General features: G+C 44.1%; 13 protein-coding genes. 11 read left to right on the top strand and 2 right to left on the bottom strand.

Translation table 11 applies throughout. From position 1 onward, the window contains the following. Positions 1-30: 30 nt before the first annotated feature. From DW830_RS07660 to DW830_RS07620, 9 genes are all read left to right on the top strand, one after another. The gene (locus DW830_RS07660; protein WP_119249470.1) at positions 31-903 is read left to right on the top strand and encodes a M23 family metallopeptidase; all 873 of its coding nucleotides are present in this window, start codon (positions 31-33) and stop codon (positions 901-903) included. Then, entirely contained in the window at positions 890-1,162 is a 273-nt protein-coding gene (locus DW830_RS07655; RefSeq protein ID WP_233544428.1) for a hypothetical protein, read from the top strand. Before DW830_RS07660 ends, DW830_RS07655 begins: the two co-directional genes overlap by 14 nt. A 12-nt stretch (positions 1,163-1,174) precedes the next feature. Continuing rightward, complete coding sequence (locus DW830_RS07650; RefSeq protein ID WP_119249468.1) at positions 1,175-3,232, top strand: hypothetical protein; 2,058 nt, start codon at positions 1,175-1,177, stop codon at positions 3,230-3,232. A 325-nt stretch (positions 3,233-3,557) separates the two neighbouring features. Next, the gene (locus tag DW830_RS07645; RefSeq protein ID WP_119249467.1) at positions 3,558-5,813 is read left to right on the top strand and encodes an ArdC family protein; all 2,256 of its coding nucleotides are present in this window, start codon (positions 3,558-3,560) and stop codon (positions 5,811-5,813) included. A gap of 53 nt (positions 5,814-5,866) precedes the next feature. Beyond that, complete coding sequence (locus DW830_RS07640) at positions 5,867-8,596, top strand: ArdC-like ssDNA-binding domain-containing protein (RefSeq protein ID WP_233544427.1); 2,730 nt, start codon at positions 5,867-5,869, stop codon at positions 8,594-8,596. A 46-nt stretch (positions 8,597-8,642) separates the two neighbouring features. Continuing rightward, positions 8,643-10,070, top strand: coding sequence for a glucosaminidase domain-containing protein (locus DW830_RS07635; RefSeq protein ID WP_119249465.1), 1,428 nt, complete (start codon positions 8,643-8,645; stop codon positions 10,068-10,070). Between the two features lie 48 nt (positions 10,071-10,118). Next, the gene (locus DW830_RS07630; protein ID WP_119229286.1) at positions 10,119-10,751 is read left to right on the top strand and encodes a hypothetical protein; all 633 of its coding nucleotides are present in this window, start codon (positions 10,119-10,121) and stop codon (positions 10,749-10,751) included. 158 nt (positions 10,752-10,909) lie between these two features. Further along, positions 10,910-12,913 (top strand): hypothetical protein, encoded by a 2,004-nt coding sequence (locus DW830_RS07625; protein WP_119249464.1) that lies wholly within the window; start codon positions 10,910-10,912, stop codon positions 12,911-12,913. Positions 12,914-13,299: 386 nt separating this feature from the next. Continuing rightward, the gene (locus DW830_RS07620) at positions 13,300-14,913 is read left to right on the top strand and encodes an ArdC-like ssDNA-binding domain-containing protein (RefSeq protein WP_119249463.1); all 1,614 of its coding nucleotides are present in this window, start codon (positions 13,300-13,302) and stop codon (positions 14,911-14,913) included. Positions 14,914-15,001: 88 nt separating this feature from the next. Here the strand turns inward: DW830_RS07620 and DW830_RS07615 are convergent, their stop codons facing one another. After that, positions 15,002-15,547: a hypothetical protein gene (locus DW830_RS07615; protein ID WP_119229282.1), complete on the bottom strand. Its 546-nt coding sequence runs from the start codon at positions 15,545-15,547 to the stop codon at positions 15,002-15,004. Positions 15,548-15,562: 15 nt separating this feature from the next. After that, on the bottom strand, positions 15,563-16,318 hold the full coding sequence (locus tag DW830_RS07610) for a DUF4099 domain-containing protein (protein WP_119249462.1): 756 nt from the start codon (positions 16,316-16,318) through the stop codon (positions 15,563-15,565). Positions 16,319-16,704: 386 nt separating this feature from the next. Between DW830_RS07610 and DW830_RS07605 the strand changes: the two genes are divergently transcribed. Both DW830_RS07605 and DW830_RS07600 read left to right on the top strand, forming a co-directional pair. Further along, the gene (locus tag DW830_RS07605) at positions 16,705-17,649 is read left to right on the top strand and encodes a glucosaminidase domain-containing protein (RefSeq protein WP_233544426.1); all 945 of its coding nucleotides are present in this window, start codon (positions 16,705-16,707) and stop codon (positions 17,647-17,649) included. A gap of 29 nt (positions 17,650-17,678) precedes the next feature. Further along, positions 17,679-18,863, top strand: coding sequence for an OmpA family protein (locus DW830_RS07600; protein WP_117586817.1), 1,185 nt, complete (start codon positions 17,679-17,681; stop codon positions 18,861-18,863). Positions 18,864-18,867 lie beyond the last annotated feature (4 nt).

Raw genomic sequence — 18,867 nt, 5'->3', positions numbered from 1 at the left:
AGCAATCTCCTATTAAAAATCACAGATAAGATGAAAGAAAATTTTAAAGATATGCTCCTCGAATCCGGAAGTGGTTACATGATGCCATTCGCCTTGGAGGAGAAAGAAGAGCTTCCAACCACACTAGGATATGGCAAACAGCGTCACCCCATGACAGGCGAGGAATTTAACCATCTAGGTGTTGACTTCGCCATTAAGAACAGAGATTTGTACGCAGTAGCCTCTGGTATGATTGTTGGCGCAGGAAACGATGCGCTTCATGACAATTACATCGTAGCCAAATATGGGAAGTACGAAGTTACTTATGGGCATCTAGCAGAAGCATATACAGGATATGGTGAAAGCGTTTCCGCAGGTGATAAAATTGCCAAAAGTGGCGATTTCCTTCATGTCGGCATACGATTCAATGGACAAGACATTGACCCGATGGTTTTTCTTTCCATGATATGGGCTAACATCCAGCAACTCGCCGCCATGGGAATCCAAAAACAGCCTACTGAAGAATCCTTGGGAACAAAAAACATAAAAAACAGTTTCGACAAGGACTATGTTTCCATCTTGATGCTCATGCTCAGATGGCTTCCAAGCTACATGAACGACTTAAGGAACAGGGCTTACAATCCTCCTCCAAGGGCAGAAGCATCCCTACGCAACATCTTTGCCCAGGCAGCCTCCAAGAATTATTTCTTTGAGAGCATACCATCCGTAGCCAACCCTCTCGGATTATCAGAAAGAAGTGTTCCCCTAGCCGAGAAAATTCAGGATATCCTTATCCATGATTTTCTCAGCTATCTGGCACTGAACCACAACATATATCCTGAGACATGGGACGAAAATGAAAAAAAAACTTCTTTCACAAGCTTCAGAAGACGGATTGACCGCCGATCCTTTGAAAGACCTTAAGATAGACATACAAAGCTACGATGTTGAACGCACCGCCTCCGTTTACTATGACAACCAAGGAATCCGTTGTTGGACAAAAGCTTGGTTTAACGGAAGAGAAAAAGGCGAGAATGCCATCGAGATAACCAGACAACTCGCCATGAAGTTCTTCAATGACGAGATGTCCATGGATGAATGGCTGTCACGTTTCTACCCTAAGCAAATGACGGTATATCATAAAGCCATCAGTCAGGCGCGCAGTCAACTTCTTGGAATGTAAACAACAAACAATATGGCAAAAGGTAATAATTTACAGGATTTATCCCAAATAGACTATTGTCTTCAGCAATACTATAGCAAGTATATGGCAGCCACTCTTCTTCAGGAGCGAAAGAAAATCCTTCAAGAGCAGAAGAACGCTGCCATAAAACTTAATGAATCTCTTCAGAGACTGCCTAACTTTGGTGCCGCTTCAAATTCGTTCACCAAGTTGAACGATGCAGAGCAACTTACCAAGAAGTCGCTCGACGAATTGGCAGCAAGGACTTCTGAACGTTGGTTCAAAGACCCCAAGATAGTGAAAGACTACAGCGTTTTCGTTACATCTTTCTATACAAGCCTTGTTGCGAAAAATGGCGGTAGAGACTCCAAGGCGTTGGAAAACTACGCCAACAACTACTGCGCCAATCGCCTTCAAAAATTGATGGTAGAACAATTAGCTAGGGAACAAGTTCCTGCCAACACCGCAACATACATAGCCAAGAAAGCCTTTTCGGAGAGCATTCTTGGTATGGGCAACTTTGGTAGCCTAAAGAAAGGAGCCATTGGGCAAAAGGTTGATGAACAAGCGGAGAAATATTACAATCCATCCGTTGTTTCAAAAACTGCAGGAACAATTGCTGGTTACGGAATAGATGCAGCACTCACCCCAGGAGGTGTAGGGAAAGCAACTTCTTCCGTAGTCAAGGGTGTGGTAAAGGTAAGTCAAAAAGCTGCAGGTTGGTGGATAACCGACAAGATTTGCCAAGGAGGTCTCCATATTTATGGCAAGCTATGGGGAACTGAGGATGAAGAGAAGAAGGATAACCGTACCATCTTTGGTGATGAGAATGCTTCCACAAAGATACAGGCCGGAGCAAAGAGATATAAAAAGAATGGTACGGAATTGATGATGAACATCAATAGTGGACTTGCAAAAAAGATAAAGTTGCCACCTCCAAACACATCTTTAACTATAAAGAAAGAAAGCAACGCCCTATTGGCGGAACACAAGGGTAATTCTCAAAAGCTTCTCTCCACCATCAAGAGCAATCTCTCCAAACAGTGTGTGCCATTCAACGGGAACAGCAAATTTCCTGCTTGGATGTTGAGCAACAGCAGCAAGCAAAACAGGGCGTTGGCATCCTCTTTCTACGCCTGTGCCCTGGAAATGTCTAGAGAGCAAAAACAAGTAAGGATGTTTGGAGGCAAGAAGATGACCTTGAAGGAAGTGAGTCAACGAGCCTATGACTATGCAAGGGCAGCAGTTGCCGTAGAGCAACGATCCTCCAAGAATGCAGCTCATGCCCAAAAGGGAACATGGGACAAAAACATGTCTGCGCTCAATGACCAGATAAACACTCCTGGCAAGTCATCTATTCGTAAACGTGCAACTTCCTCTTCTCAAGCAACTCCAGTGGCATCCCCTTACGCTTCGGGGCCTTATGCGCAAAACGGCGTAATGGGAACAGAAGCAAACGGTACAACACAGAATACTGCGCAAAAGCCAAATATAGATGGTTGGGGCAATGCCTTTGAGAGCTTAGGCCTTAATGGATTTGGGGACATCGGCAAGAATCTAGGCTATGTATTGGCCATGCTTCCTGATATGATTATAGGAATGTTCACAGGAAAGACTCCAAACCTAAAGCTTCAGGACAACCTGATGCCATTGGCTGCCATAGTGGGAGGAATGTTCGTAAAGAGTCCTCTCCTGAAGCTGCTGCTCATAGGATTTGGCGGTGCAAACATCTTGAATAAAGCAGGTCATGCTGCCATCAGCGATGGTTTAGCAAAAAGTAACAATGTAGCAAAGACCTACAAGGTTTATCCTGACGAGCCTTTGAATTCAAGAATAGTGAATCCAGCGATGAAGGGAAGCAGTATGATAGCCACTATCGACGGCGTGCCTAGCGTCATCAACATATCAAGAGATGCTGCAGACGCTTACAACAAGGGAGCCATCCCTATCAACACATTGGCGAATGCTGTCCTTCGCAAGTATGATGAGAACAAGGCATTGGCATCGCAGAATTATGAGCAGCATATGAGCCAAGAAGAAACAACAACCCAATCAATGGGTATTAAATAGGTGTTAAGTGCCAGTTATATTAATTTTAGAAATACCTCCTGGTTCGAGAGAATCGGGAGGTTTTAGTTTGTCATTAAGTTAGAGCGGTATTTCCAAGTCGGAGTATCGCTTTTGTTTTACATCTACCTCAATAATCTATACCCTTGCATTAACACCGAGGGGTTAAAGGGGGCGAGCAGCCTCATTTATAATCGTTTACATAAATATCTATAGAAAAAGAATATGTTAAATAAAAAGGTATATCGTTTTTATACCACCTATCTTGTATTTAATCAGTTACTTTGCCATTGGAAATAAAAAACAACCCAATAAATAAAAAAATACAATGGCAAAAAAAGAATCATCTCAACAAGCCTCGGAGCAGCAGGAAGGGAAAGTTGACCGAATAGACAACGCCCTTCAGAAGTTTTCCGACATGCTCATCGCAAGAATGGAGCAAATGAAGGAAAGCAAATGGAAGAAAGGTTGGACGGATGGGCGCACAGCCCAGTTCGGCTTGCCTCAGAATCTCGTGGGTCGCCCTTATACAGGCAGCAATGCTTTCCTGTGCCAAATCCACACCACGATGGAGCATTACAGAATGCCAGTTTACCTTACCATCAAACAGATAAGGGATGCAGGAGCCATGATCAAGAAAGGCGAGCACAGTATTCCTATCTTCAAGTGGGACTTGCGAATCAAGGGCAAGGACGGCAAGAAACTGTCAGAAAGCGACTATCGTAACATGACAAAGGAGGAGCAAGCCGAATGCACCGTTCGCCCTTATCTGAAGGTATATAACGAATGGAACATAGACCAAACCAACCTGGAAGAGGTCAACAAAGAAAAATACGATGCCATCTTGAAGCGTTTCAAGTCAGAGCCTATCAAGGACGAGGTAGGAATGTACAAGAACGAGGCCTTCGACAACCTCCTGAAAGAACAGTCTTGGGTGTGTCCTATAGAATACGAGAAGTTCAATGAATCCGCTTTCTATAGTCCCAAAAGAGACCAGATAGTAGTTCCTTCCAAAAAGCAGTTCAATATCAGCAATACCCCAGAGGATGTTTTCAAGGACGGAATGGAGTTTTACGGCACCACCATTCATGAGATGGCTCACTCCACAGGTCACGAGTCACGCCTTGGTCGTGATGGCATCGTAAAGATAGACCAATTTGGCTCAGACCAATACGCCAAGGAAGAACTTGTTGCGGAGCTTACATCAGCCCTCATAGGCAATGCCATGGGTTTTGATAGCAGAATACGAGAGAACAACATAGCTTATCTCCAAAATTGGATAGGTTCGTTGAAGAAAGACCCGAAGTTCTTGAAGTCGGTGATGTCAGATGTGAACAAATCATCCAAGATGGTTTTAGAACACATCGACGAGCAACGCCGAAAATTAGGAGAAAAGGCCCTGTTGGATGGTTCTCTTGATGGTGTGGAAGAAAAAAACAAGAATGAGCAACAACTTCAAGACCTGAAGGAGGAAGATGCTAAGAAAGAGGGCATAGCCAAGGTATGGCCTTCCGTCAACAACAAGATTACAATGCCCTCTGGCGACATTCTCACCGTTGACTACAACAAAGAGAAAGACACTCTTGAAGTTGCATATAAAACATCAGAAGGTGAGGAAAAAGTTCACTGCACTAACTATGACCACAGCCAGGGCATAAACCAGAACTTAGGCTATGTGTGGGAAGAGCTTTCAAACATGAAGCAATTCCAGGAAAAAGAGACAAAGACTGAAATCCTTTCACAAGGAAAGGACTACTTCACTTCATTGATGGAAACTATAACTTCCACTCCCAACAGTGAGCATACAGTTTTGTCTGTGAAGACTCTTCCCGAGCTACGAGACTATTACAAGGGGAATCCCAATGTAGGAGCTTGGATAAATCAAGCATCCAACAAGGAAATCATAGAAGCAGGAGCAGACTTCTTGCCTAACCTCCGCTATAGCCACAAGGAAGGCAGAAGCCTCTACAACATAGAGGCAGCGTATTCAAACATCAACGCATTATATCCCGATGTTGTGGACAATGACGCAAAACGCCAAATTGTTCATCGAATCAAACAAGCCGAGGAGGTGGTAACCTCCTACCATAACAACATCGAGGAAAAATTTGGAAAAGAATTTCTCATGGAAAAAGAAAATATGAACAAGGTTCTTTCTCGAAATGACTACCAGGAGCAAGGTCAGACCATACAGCTTGACCCAAAGGATGAGAAGAAATATTTCTCGTCCTACAACTACTTTCAGATGGAATCCGAGACCGCCGAGTTTGACAAACTAAAGGATGCCGAGAACTATGAAGGCATCCTTGCCCTGGCGAAAGAATATGATCAAGGTGACAGCATGGACTTGGAGCATGTAGAGACCAGCATGACACCAGACTATGGTGATGATGTTCTCATTGATGATGAGAACTATGCTGTTGTATATAACAATTCAGTAGGTGGAACCTACAACTTGTTGAGAAAGTACAGTGAGAATGACATCCGAGAGGCCATCGAGCGTTACGGTATGCCAAAGACTCCAAGCTATGCAGTGAAGTTCATTGACCAGCAGATGGGCTTGGAAAAAGGCGTAAAGCTTTAGTAGAGATTCCATCCCCAGAGGCAAAGGCTGTAGCCAAGAGCTTTCGAGAAGACTTGACACCTCAATTCACCATGCCGAATGGGAAGGTTCTAGATTACCACTATGACGCTAGCGACAACAAAGTCATAGTAGGAGAAAAGTTAAATGATGGTTCTTTCATAGAAACTTATGTCCACGATTACGACTTTGCTCTCAGCAAGGCAGAAAACATGTCTGCCATATACAAAGAGTTGTCAACTGAATATCAAGCAAAAAAGGCGAGCGAGGAAAAGAAAACTCCTCGTGAAGACAGCTATATCCAGACAGATGTCGTAGGTAAGGCCAAACAGATAGCATCCACAGGTGTTCCTATGGAAGAAGCAGAGAAAAAGGCTTCATCCATTGTGAAAGAAGAGGTTCACAAGGAACACCATAAGCAAGAAGCCGAGAAAGACAAGCAGGAAAAGGACAAGGCAAATCAAGCCGCAGCAGAAGAGAAGAAAGAGCAACAAGAGAAAAAAGAGGAATCAAAAGAGGCCAGCGAGGCGACAGCCAAAGCCCTTACCCATGCAGCCCTTCTCGTTGGAGCATTATCTGCTGCCAAGCAGAATGAGGGAATTTGGATGAACAAATCCCAGAAAGGTAATGCAGAGTTCATCAACACCCACACCCCTATCACGGCCTACAACAACATTATGATGAACCTCAATTCGGATGCCAACAAGTATAAGACGAATGTCTATACTTATTATAATCCTGCCAAGGAGAATAACATGCCAGTGAAGCAGAACGAGAAAGGCATGGAGTTCCATTGGACTAGTTGGGGGTATCAGAACGCCATGGATAAAGACGAAGTCATCACCAGCAAGCAGTTTGACAAACTTCCTGATGACGAGAAGTCTTTCTATACCAAACATGCCACACGAGTTATGCAGAACATCTACAATGTGGAGCAAACCACCATGAACGCCAACAACCATGACGCTTACGTGGAAATTCTGAAGAACAAGGGAGCGCAGCTTTCACAAAACGAGAAAGAGCAAAAAGGGAAATACTCTTCTATTATGAAACAATGGAAAGAGTTGAAGGGCAAGCATCCCGATGCACTTCTATTGTTCCGCATTGGCGATTTCTATGAGATGTACAAGCAGGATGCCAAGCGAGGTTCGGAAGTGTTGGGAATCACCCTGACCAAGATGAATGAAAGTAAAGACTTCCATCTTGCAGGATTTCCACATCAAGCACTTGACACCTACCTTCCAAAACTCATCCGAGCAGGAGAACGAGTAGCCATATGCGACCAGTTGGAATCAAAGAAGACAGTCAGCCAAAGCTTCGACGCAAAAGCAATACTGAACAAAGCATACGCCACTGCCAAGGAAGTGGCCAAGCAAAGCGGTATGCAATATGAGCGAGTGATGGTTTTGCAAGATGCCAAATACGATTCCAAGGAAGACAAGATTGTCGTAAGCGGCATGAAAGGCGAAGTTGGAAATGAAAAGATGGCTGCCCTTTACAAAGCAAACGACATCTACAGAGCCGTGGTTGCAGCCACAGGTACAGAGAACCGTCTTGACCGTTCGGGCAGAAACAACCTCCTCCCAGAGGACGATGCCAAGCATGAGCAACTGGTGAGAGAACTTGCAGCAGGAGTTATGATGGCTCGCCAGGGACTTCCAGCCATTCTCTCAAAGGAGAATGAGAAACTTATTCCTTATTGGGAACGAGAGATAAAGGAAAATCCAAAACTCTTGGGAATAGTAGAAAGAGATGTGAACAATGCTGTAGAGACCATCGACAACCTTGTGGCAAAGCGAAAGGTTGACTATGAATCCATCCGTGGACAGCTTCCAGGAAAGACGATGGAGAAACCATCAAAATATTCCATCTCCCAAGACTTGGCCAAGCTGCCAAACATAGAGACCAAGGAAATAGTAGTGGTAAAAGACATCTTGCGAAAAGAAGCAGATGTCATTCTTCCTGCAGGAGCATCCTTGGAAGTGAACAACGAGGTTCCTGGCATGAGAAAGGACAGAATCACCATTGCCTTGAAGAAAGAAGGCATTGACGATGTGAGGTTCTATAATGCCGGTGGTTCACTTGGGTTGAATAAGCCGAACTCCTATTTCCAAGGGAAAGAAGTCACGCTCAACAACTTGAAGCAGTATGAGTTGGTTCCCCATCATACACTTGATGTAGAGAAACAAGCCGCCCCAAAGAAAGAAGTAATCATCAAGAACTTCCAAGCCATCAAGGATGACAACGGTAGATATGCCTTCTTCATCAAGCCAGAGAACGAGCCTTCTTTCTCTGTATATCCTGCCAAGGAGCACTTGAACACGTTCTACAACGTAATCAAGACGGACAAACAGGCAATAGTCCACAATGCCCTGGCACAAAGATATTACGAGATGGCCACCAAGCATCCTGACACCAAGCTAGACCTTATCACCCCTAAGAAGGTTGATGTGGATATGAAGCTCATAGAGCGTCCTTCCATAACATCGAGCGCACAGGATGCCAAGCAGAAGCTCATCTTTGCCACCATCAATGGGCAGCGTGTACAAGCTCCTATCAACAAGCAACAATGGCAAAAGATGTGGCTTGCCGAAGATATGGGAGCCTACAAGAGGGCTTTGGCCGCCGTCATCTTCGAGCCTATGCTGAAACAAGGCATGGGAGGAGAGCAATCTCAACAGGCTGTTAGCGAATCAGAAAAAGTAGAGATTAAGGAAAAGCCTGCCCCTGAGAACAAGGTACAGGAAACTGTTACGGAAACTCACAGAACAGGCCTACATATGTAATACACGAGGGTGCATCTAAAGGTGCGCCCTCATAAAACTATCATAAATGGCATTAGACAAGCAAGCGTTTTACAGCCAGTATGCCCAGGTAGCCATCGAGCAACAGAAGAGATATGGCATTCCTGCCTCCATCACCTTGGCACAGATGGGTTTGGAAAGCGGCTTTGGCACATCTACCCCTGCAAGAAGGAGCAACAACTTCTTCGGTGTAAAGGTTGGCAGCAGTTGGACTGGAGCCTACGACTATTACAGCGATGACCGTCCAAACGAGAAGTTCCGCAGATATAACAATGTGATGGAAAGCATCGAAGACCACTCCAAGGTCTTGATGAAATCCCGCTACAGCCACTGCCAGAACTATTCGCCCACCGATTATGTTTCTTGGGCAAACGGCATCAAGGCTGGCGGCTACGCCACAGATCCAGACTATGCTTCCAAGCTCATATCCGAGATTAACAAGTATGGGCTAGGAAAATATGACCAGATAGGCATTCAGCAAGCCCAAAGCCAAGGATTGGTAACAGGATATGCTAGAGGTCAGTCGTCAACGACCTCTGTTATAACCCTAACACCCTTGCAAGGCAATTGGGGTTTGCCTATTGATTTATCTGTCGTAAAACTCAGTTCTGAGTTTGGAGTACAGAGACCAGGGCATAAGCATGGAGGGCTGGACCTCTCCACGCAAGGGAAAAACTATCCTGTATATGCAACCGAAGACAATGGAAAGGTTGTTACCGTTGGCAAACAAGACAAGGGAGCAGGAAACTATGTAGTAATCGAGTATGACAGGCAAGATGGAACAAAAATCCAGACCACCTATATGCATCTCAATCAAATTGGCGTAAAACCAGGCGACATAGTAAATGCAAGGCATCAAATAGGAGTCTCAGGCAACACAGGCCGCTCTTCAGGGCCACACTTACATTTTGAGACAAAATACCTCAATGCCAATGGAAATTGGGAGAAGTTTGACCCTAAGCTATACCTTGCAGAAATGGAAGTTAGAAGTAATCAAGCGGCAGCCCTGGATAAGAATGGAAACGATGCGTTAGCCGCTTACCGCAGTCAAATGCTGTTTGCAGGAGGCGAAGCCCCATCCTATCAGCAACAAGCGTCAGACCCGACACAAGCACTTCTGGCATCCATCACCAACAGTAACGACCCCACAAAATGGCTGTCATTGCTAATGAGCAACAACGGAGAAGACCTTTCTGGAAGAGACCCAATCTCTTCACTTATAGGAAGTCTGTTCTCTGCCGCCCTTACAGTAGCCATGCAGTTGAGAAGCAGCGAGGAGATAGAAGCTGAGGACGAAGCACAAAGTCAGCTTAAACAGCAATCGCCAGACGAGGAAAACAGCAATCTGGTAAAGATGACTCGTCAGGATGTAGAAAAGGCACAGGCAACGGCATCTATGCAGTTTGATGCGGAATCACCAGAACAACAGCAGCAACAAGGCCAACGCCTTGCATAAATAAAGAAATAATTATATACTTATATAAACATATAAAACAATAAAAATATGATTAAGTGTAACGTAACAGCATGTGGAACCATCAGCAGTTCCGCAGAAGAGAAGCAGAGTAAGGATGGAGAGAAATTCATCTCCTTCGGCATGATAGTTCCTTTGCTGGGCAAGGATGGAACAGCAAAAGAAGTGTGGGTAACAGTATCTGCCCCAGGCAACAAAGATACCGTAGCCCCCTACTCTGCAGGTAGAAAGGTAACGGTAAGCGGAGTAATGTATATCAGAAAGCATGACGGTAACATTTATCTGAACCTTCGCACCGACTCCAACATCGAAGTAAACGAGTCCACCACCAATGACCGTTTGGAGGGAAGCATGGAGTTCCGAGGCAAGGTAAGCAAGAAAGGCATCAAGGAGCTGAAAGACAAGAAAGGCAAGGACTTTCAGTCGTTCGCAGCGTTCTCCTCTGACAAAGAAGGAGAGAACAGAGAGTTTACATGGGTAAGTTTTGTAAACTTCTCCCCTATCCGTGAGGATTACCTTGCTGCAGAGAAGTACGTGGAAGTTCATGGAGATTTGCAACTAGGCATCTTCAAAGGTGAGCTTCAGATAGAATGCAAGGTAAAGAGCATCGCAGCTTGGGACTTGAACAAAACTGCAGATGGAAATGGAACAGCGCAGTCATAGACTTCTCCACTTTATTTATATATTTGGAGTTTTGGCAGTAGGAGCCATTGGCATCCTACACATGATATTCCCAAAGAAATGACAATAACACAAACAGGAATAGTGGCATCATAAAAGATGGTTCTACCTCCTGTTTGTTTAAGACAAAACAAGCAATAATGGCAAAAGAAGAAAAGCAAAACATCATCAGCAATTTTCTGAGCGGATGGCAGAAGCTATTCGGTGGAGCAAAAGAACATACCACCCCAAAAGTGAAGCCTTTCCCAAAGAACCATTTCTACAGCCCAGAAGAGCTAGAGTATCTTTCACAAAACAAAGAGGGTTCCCTTATTGACCAATGGGCTGTTTCCATTGGCAAATGGGCATTTGAACAAGGAAAGGATAAATCATCCCCTACAAAGTTTGCCGCCGTCAAATGGCAAAATGGATTGATGGCTACATGGATAGACGGAAAGCTCACACCTGACACAAAAGACAGACAGATTGGAAGATTATTACTTCTGAAGGAGCGAGGATATGAACTTCCAGAACGATACGAGAACATGGCGCAAGACTACGAGGCACAAAGCCTTGTAGGCAAATACTTTGTGTCCAATAATGACAAAAGCATCATTAAGATTGACTCCTATGACAGAGGAAGACTGATCTTTGATGCCCCAAGTCTTGTTCTGAAGAAATGGGAAGATGGTAGTCTTTCCTCAAACGAAGAAAAAGTTGCCTACGCTGATTTTCATAAGTCGCTGAATGAAAAATATACCATCATGGAAGAAGAGCGACAAAAGGAATTTCAAGAGAAACTTGCCAACTTCGAAGACGGCAAGGAGCTTTACAAAGGAATGCACAATCTTTTGCGCCAAACCTATCCCCCAACAATAGGTGGCAGTATTCCTATGGAATTACGCACAGCCCACCCTGTAGATTTCTTCGATGGAAAAGTTATTCCAGTTTCATGGTCACTCACCAGTGAAAAGGATATTAAAGTTAGCGTTTACACCAACCACAGCAACGCTTTAAGTAGCATTACCATCAACGAGGACAACGCATACAAAGCAAAGAGTTTGCTCAACAGCATTGCACATGCAATAAATAACGAGAAGGTTAATGGTTTAACTCGTTCGCTAGTGAATGTTCTGGGCAACAAACTTGGTGAAGACAAAATCTTTGCCAAGGAGAACAACACACCTTTGCTTGAAGCTAGAGAGGGAACTGTCAATGCCGTTACTGCTACCAACGACGGCAGAGTTATAGCTTTCAATCTCAACACCCACAAGGAAATTCCTTTGCATGGAAAAGAAAGCGTTGAATTAATGCAAGCCTTGCTTTTCGAGGGTTTGGATGAGCAATCTCGCCTTCGAAAGGAGTTGAGCATCCCCAAGATGAAGGACTATGTGGAATCTATGGAGGACGAAGAGGACATTCTGTCCGGAAACAAGGAGCTTCTTCCACATGGTTCCAAAGTAGATAGCCTTTACGGTACATATTATAGTGCCGAGGAGGAATATTCAAGCTACGCCCAAGGAACCTTGCCACTAGCTGCAGAAGACAAAGCTGAACTCATAGCAGACCTTCAATCATCATTCATGAACTTCAAGCAAGAACTACAAAATATGGTTGAAGCTTACAAAGACCATGATGGTGTCATCGACACAAATAAAGTGAGCAAGCTAGAAAAACTTGACAGAATTCTGAATATCGAGGCAAGAGGTCAGACTCCTGTCAAACCTGTACCTGTAGCCACAAAAAGAGAGTCACCAAAGGAATCACTACAGGATGCAGAAGCCGCTTCCAAACAGAATGACCTCAAAGAGGTAAAGAACATAAATGCCGAAGAAGTTGACCAAAAAGCCATTAAGTCCTTCTTTGGCAATGTAAACTATGCACCTAAGAAAGTGAAGGAAGAGAGTTCTAGACAGGTTGCGCCACACAGATTGACGGAAAAAGAAAAAGACGATGCAATCTCACGAATCGACAAGCGAATCGCAGAACTGCACCGTCTAGGAAAGGAGCAATCTCTCAAATCCAATATTGAAACTCAGCCGACTCCCACCGTCGTGGGTACCTCCCATCAGGAACGTCTCCTGATGGCGCACAGAGCGTTGCCCCTTCTGATGGCAAAGATAATAAAAAATTTCCATCTAAGTATCTATTTCTTGGGAATTTAGCCCATTTTATAACATCTTTTAATACAAATATAGGCATTAACGCCAGCAATTTTACAAAAGAGTTATATAAAGGCATAGGGTTACACCCTCACGGTAAAGATGTTCAAGTTTCTGAATATATTAATTTTTCCAACGACAAAGGAGAAAAAACAACAGTCCGTCTTTCTGATCATCGAGCTAACGCACTCAGCATCATCAAAAAAGGAGGAAGAGCGGCCGAAGGATATTCTATCGTTATAAAAGTAGAAGATTCTCCCGAAACAAAGTTCAAGGCAAACAAACATTCCCAAGTAAAGGAATACGTTTATGACAATCCAGACCGCCAACGCCTTCTGAACATTGGCAAAGGAATCTTCGACCTCCTGGACAGAGGAGAATACACCGACTTGGCCAATGCCAACGAGATAAACATATCCCCTAGAGGAAGGCAGCATAAAGAACTACGCACTCCTGACGGCAAGCTACTGGGCTTCACCTATCAAGGAAAGATTTACCTTTATCCTGAGGCAAAGGGCTTTGAGCCACCAGTACATGAGTACACCCACTTGTGGGCGGAAGCACTGCAAGACAGGAACTGGAAAGAATGGAAGAATGTCGTAGGCATGATGAAAAAGTCGAACCTCTGGAACAAAGTAAGAGACCTCCACACCGAGCTTATTGCCACCGATGACATTGCCGAGGAAGTCCTTGCCACCTATTCTGGAAGAAGAGGCGCAGAGCGTTTGGAGTCAAAGCTTAAGGAAATTGTTGCTAGCAACAAGAGTATGGACGAGAAGACCGCAGAGACCCAGGCCGTCACTCAAATGAACAATGCCGTTTCAAAGTTCTGGAATGTCATGTCTGACTTTTTGCACATTCATTATACATCCGCAGAAGAAGTAGCAGATAGAGTCTTGTATGAATACACCAAAGGTCTCTACCCTCTCAATTATGAAGAAGTCGCTCAACAAAAGGGCAAGACCAAGCCATATTATGTTTCCGTAGAGGAAAAAGACAATGGTCGATGGCATCGTCCTGAAGTAGAGCAAAGAGCGGCCTATCAGCGTTATGGAGAGATGATGGCTGATAAGCTATCCCTTCAACTCACCTATGGCGATATGCCATGGATAAAGAGCGACAAGCAGATTCCATGCGACCTGAGCAAGAAGGCATACCATGGAATGGATTCTTTCATGCTGGCCTTGGACGCAGAAAAGAACGCCTATACCTTACCTATTTATATAAGCAAGGAAGATATCCAGGCAAACAACTTGCTGGTGAAGTCAGATGCCACCTCCTTCCCTATCATAGAAGAAGTAGGTGTAACAGAGTTATATAACATCGAGCAAACCAACTATCCAATCTTGCACCCGAAGGATTACGAGGAGTTAAAAGTAGATAGCATCGCATCCAATCGTTACAAGCAAAGTAACGAACTGGGCCAACTACTCAGCAAAGGAGCATGGCAGACCGCTATTGCCTTCGATGGCAAGCCTAGCCTTGCCTCCTACAGTGCGAAGAACGACACCATCCATGTGGCACCTGTTCAACACTATGAGAAAGAGCAAGATTTCTATCGAGACTTAGGAATGGGACTGACAAGAAGCACCAGAAAGGCAGAGGCAAGAAAGACCAGCTTCGAGTCACTATCCAGAGAAGAATTGGTTTCCTTGGTTGGCAGTGTCATCCTTGGTCAAAAGAATCACTTTGATGTAACAACGCCACAGCAAACATCCATGTGGAAAGAGCGTCTAAGAAAAGACCCTAGCTACACCAAGCAAGTATTATCTTCTGCAGATGTTGCGTCGCAGATTATCATGCAACGTATCGACATTCTCAAAAAAGGAGGAAACCAAGACATTGACCTCCGTTCTTCCACGCCTGTAGAAGTAGATATTGACGGTAACGGCATTGTTGAAAGCCAAGAAAACCTTGTCCCAGACCAAAAGCAAAGCTCCAACGAAAGCCAGGAGCAAAGTGACGAAGTTCCTAGGCAAGAGAAGAGACATATGCACAGATAAAGAAATCCCTCGCTACTTTCACAAGCGGCGAGGGACTGACATTTAACTTTACATTTATGAAAAACTCTATTTACTGTTATCGTAAAACCTATTCCATGCAAGCCTGATTGGCCGCATCAAAAATCAATTCTTTGATATTTGCCAAAGTTGGATTTATCAAAGAAAAGTGTCCATCTCCCATTGCACCCTTGACAAAATCAATGGTGTCCCACCATTCGATGACCTTGTCTTCTAGTAGATGCGTTTGAACGGCACAGTCCGTTTTGCTCGCAGTTGGATTATTGTATCTCCAAAGCGTAACAATAGCAGCCTCTTCGCACCCTGCAAGGAGAATGTTCACCTTTTCATTTTCATCTACCCACTTTCGGTAGATGTCAACATAAGAAGGCACATCCACTTCCTCTTGTTGATTATCATTCCCTTCATCCTCCTCATTTCCATAGCTGACATTTTCTTCCTCCAGGAATTTTGTTGCAGAAGTGTTGTTATCAGGAAGGTTGTTGTCGGCAATGAAGGAAAAGTAAGCATCCAACATTCCTTGGGAATGATGCTTCACGTAATCCAATTCCGTTATATCTCTCGACAGGAACATACCATTCAGGCGTTCCTCGTCCACAAAACCTACAATTTCCATATAATCTAGCCTTAATTACATATGTATTCCACGACTTTGTTTAGCCTTTTCTATAGCAGCATCCTGTGCCACACACATCTCCTCGGAATATTCATCCTCCGGGACATAAGAAAGCATACCTTTGTCATCCTTTGTCCAACAGCCATAGATGCCAAAGTTATACTTGTCTAGCATCACGTTGCCATCTTTTTCCTCCTGCCACTTTTGCGCATCACCGTTGACACTGCGGACTCCAGTTTCCTCGTTCAAATCGATGCCGGCAGAAAACATCTTGCCTTCCTCTCCCTTGGTAACAACCTTTCCTTCTTCAAGTTCCATAAGCTCACTTTCAGAAAGTCCCACCTTGTTAGCCAATGTAGATAAGTTCTGGTCAATGATGTCTGCCTTTACAGAAATGGTAGCATTTGTAGCCCCATCGAGCTGCACATAGTTCCAGGAATTGTTCGACGGTAGCAACACCTTCAGAACTTGTCCGTTTTGCAAAGCGGTTTTCTGTTCCTCCGTAAAATACTCAAGATTGTTCTTTGCGATGAGAGGCAAGAACACTGGATGAAGCCCATCCTCTGTTTGCTGTAAGCGGATTCGAGCAAAATCCTTGTGGACAACTCCATCAAAATCAGCTCTCTCAATAGGGAGCAAGGGAGTTCTTTGCCCAGAAAGGAACTTATTCATAATACTTTCAGGAAAGTCGTCTATCATTTCCTGTGAGAGTCCGAAGTTAGCCAACTCCTCGTATGGAATTTCGCTTTCAGAAAATTTCAATTCGTTCATAATCTTATTCTTGTTTAAAGTTTTCGGCAAAAGTACACATTTTCTTATCAAGGCTTTCCACAAATACGATATACCTTTTTATTTAACATAGATTTTATCCCTATCCAAATCAAAGCTCTTGCTACAAATAGCCTTCAACCTTAATAATCTATACCTGAAAACACCGAGGGGTTAAAGGGGGCGAGCAGCCTCATTTATAATAATTTACACAAAAGTCTTTAGAAAAAGAATATGTTAAATAAAAAGCTATTTTATATTTACGCCCATAATTTCTTCCATTCATATTACTTTTGCAAGCTAAAGAAGTATTATTATATAAAGAATAAGGCATGATTAGATTTCTTTCATTTTTACTATTTCTCCTATGTTGCCATTCCCCGATGGGGATGGCGCAAGGAAAGAAAGACATGAAGGACTACTGGATAGACAAATACCTAAGTGTGAGTTTTCCTTTGGAAAGCATAAGGATAAACTCCACCTTTGGCAGTAGGGTTGATCCTTTCACAGGGAAGCACAAGCAACACAAGGGACTTGACCTTAGGGCAAGATACGAGGAAGTACTATCCATGTTCGATGGCTACGTGAAAGGCGTAGGCTACGACAGTGGCTCTGGGAAATATATCACCATGCAGTATGGCGATTACACGGTAAGCTATTGCCATTTATCTGAAATTTGTGTGAGCGACAACCAGAAGGTCTATGCAGGAGACCCAATAGGCATCAGCGGAACTACAGGACGCTCCACTGGGCCACATCTGCATATCACCTGTAGGCTTCGGGGCCGTTTGGAAGACCCATACGACTTGCTTCTTTACATAAAAGAGACGAGAGAGAAAGCCATCAAGGCATTGAAGATAGACGAAGACAAAGTGCTTACGCCCGATGATTTCATCAAGCATTATGCCCAAGCGGCCATGCGCCAACAAAGAAAATACGGCATACCAGCCTCTGTTATACTGGCACAGATGGCGTTTGAAAGCAGATGGGGAAACAGCAGCCTGGCACAAATAGGCTATAATTTCTTTGGAATAAAGGCCAATAGCAACTGGCTCAGAAGAGGCCTACCCTACAGCATTCATGATGATGACCGCAAAAACGAGAAATTCTGCAATTTCTCCTCGGCAGAGGAAAGCATCGAGTATCATTCCAGGTTGTTGATGAGTGACAGATACGCTCGCTGTTGGCGATACAAGCCAACCGACTATCACAACTGGCTTGTCGCAATCAAGGCAGGAGGCTATGCGACTAGAAAAGACTATGTGAAGAAATGCGAGAGCATCATTCTTCAACATAAGCTTTATCTATACGATATAGAAGCTGAGAAAATGTAACATAAGACAAAACTATAATAATAAATAAAATGAAGAAATTAAAGATTTTGCTGGCAGCCTTATTGGTAATAGGCAGCACAGCCAAGGCACAGGTAGTTTATGGAGAGAATGAGAAGGAATATATCAAGGCATCCTCTTTCTCCAATGGCAGAACTGAAAAGAAAGACAGCAAGCCATTCCTTTCCGGACAAGAGAAATATAAGTTATCCAGTATAGGTAGCAATTGGTTTGGCAGCATCAAGGCTGGTATGTCCACCTTCTCTGGAGCACCAGTAGGATGCACAGACTTCTTTGGCCATACACGTCCTACCATGGTATTCAGTTTGGGTAAATGGCATTCACGTTTCTTTGGAACACGCCTGGTGTACCAAGGGTTCAAGTTCACAAATGCAATCGATGAAGCCATGAAGTTCCAAAATTACCATGGAGACTTGATGCTCAACGTATCGAGTTTCTACAGAACCACCTACGATCCACTTCCAAGATGGGACTTGGTTCCATATATTGGAGCTGGTGTAATTCACAACTCAGAGCTACACCATATTCCGTTTGCCCTCTCATACGGCCTACTCTGCAGTTACAGGGCAACCAATCGCTTGCACGTTACCGCCGAGTTGGGAGGAACCAGTACCTACCAAAAGTTTGATGGTTTAGGGAAAAACAAGCATTTCGGTGACAACCTTTTCCAAGCTACCGTTGGACTCACCATCGGTATCGGCAAACAAGGATATGAACGTAAGCCTGTTTTGGAGGTCTTAGACACAGACAACCAAGGCGTAACAGACTTGACCAACTATCCCAAGAACAGTTTTGATGGACTTCGAAAGCTAAGAGACAGAATGGCAAGTGAAGAACAAGCCGTCGAGAACAGTGGCATTCAACTGGACGCACCTATTCTATTCTTCTTCAAGATAAACTCCACCAACCTTGTTGACAAGCAACAACTTGTAAACATAGGAGAAATAGCAGGAGCTGTGAAGGAGAACAATCTAAGTGTCAAGATTATAGGAGCTGCAGACAGCAAGACTGGCACACCGAAGCACAACAGAGCACTCAGCGTGAAGCGTGCAAAGTATATTGCCAAGCTACTTATGAAGGCAGGAGTAGATAAAAGCAAGATGCAAGGCATCAGCAGAGGCGGCATCAACCTTTACAAACCATACACCGCCAATCGACACACCTGTGTTATCGTGTACAAAGAAGAAACAAAATAACATA

Source organism: Prevotella sp. AM34-19LB, from assembly GCF_003468525.1.
In the GTDB taxonomy this organism is placed as follows: domain Bacteria; phylum Bacteroidota; class Bacteroidia; order Bacteroidales; family Bacteroidaceae; genus Prevotella.
Note: the sequence above shows the minus strand (reverse complement) of the source record. Positions and strands in the feature narration are given on the sequence as shown.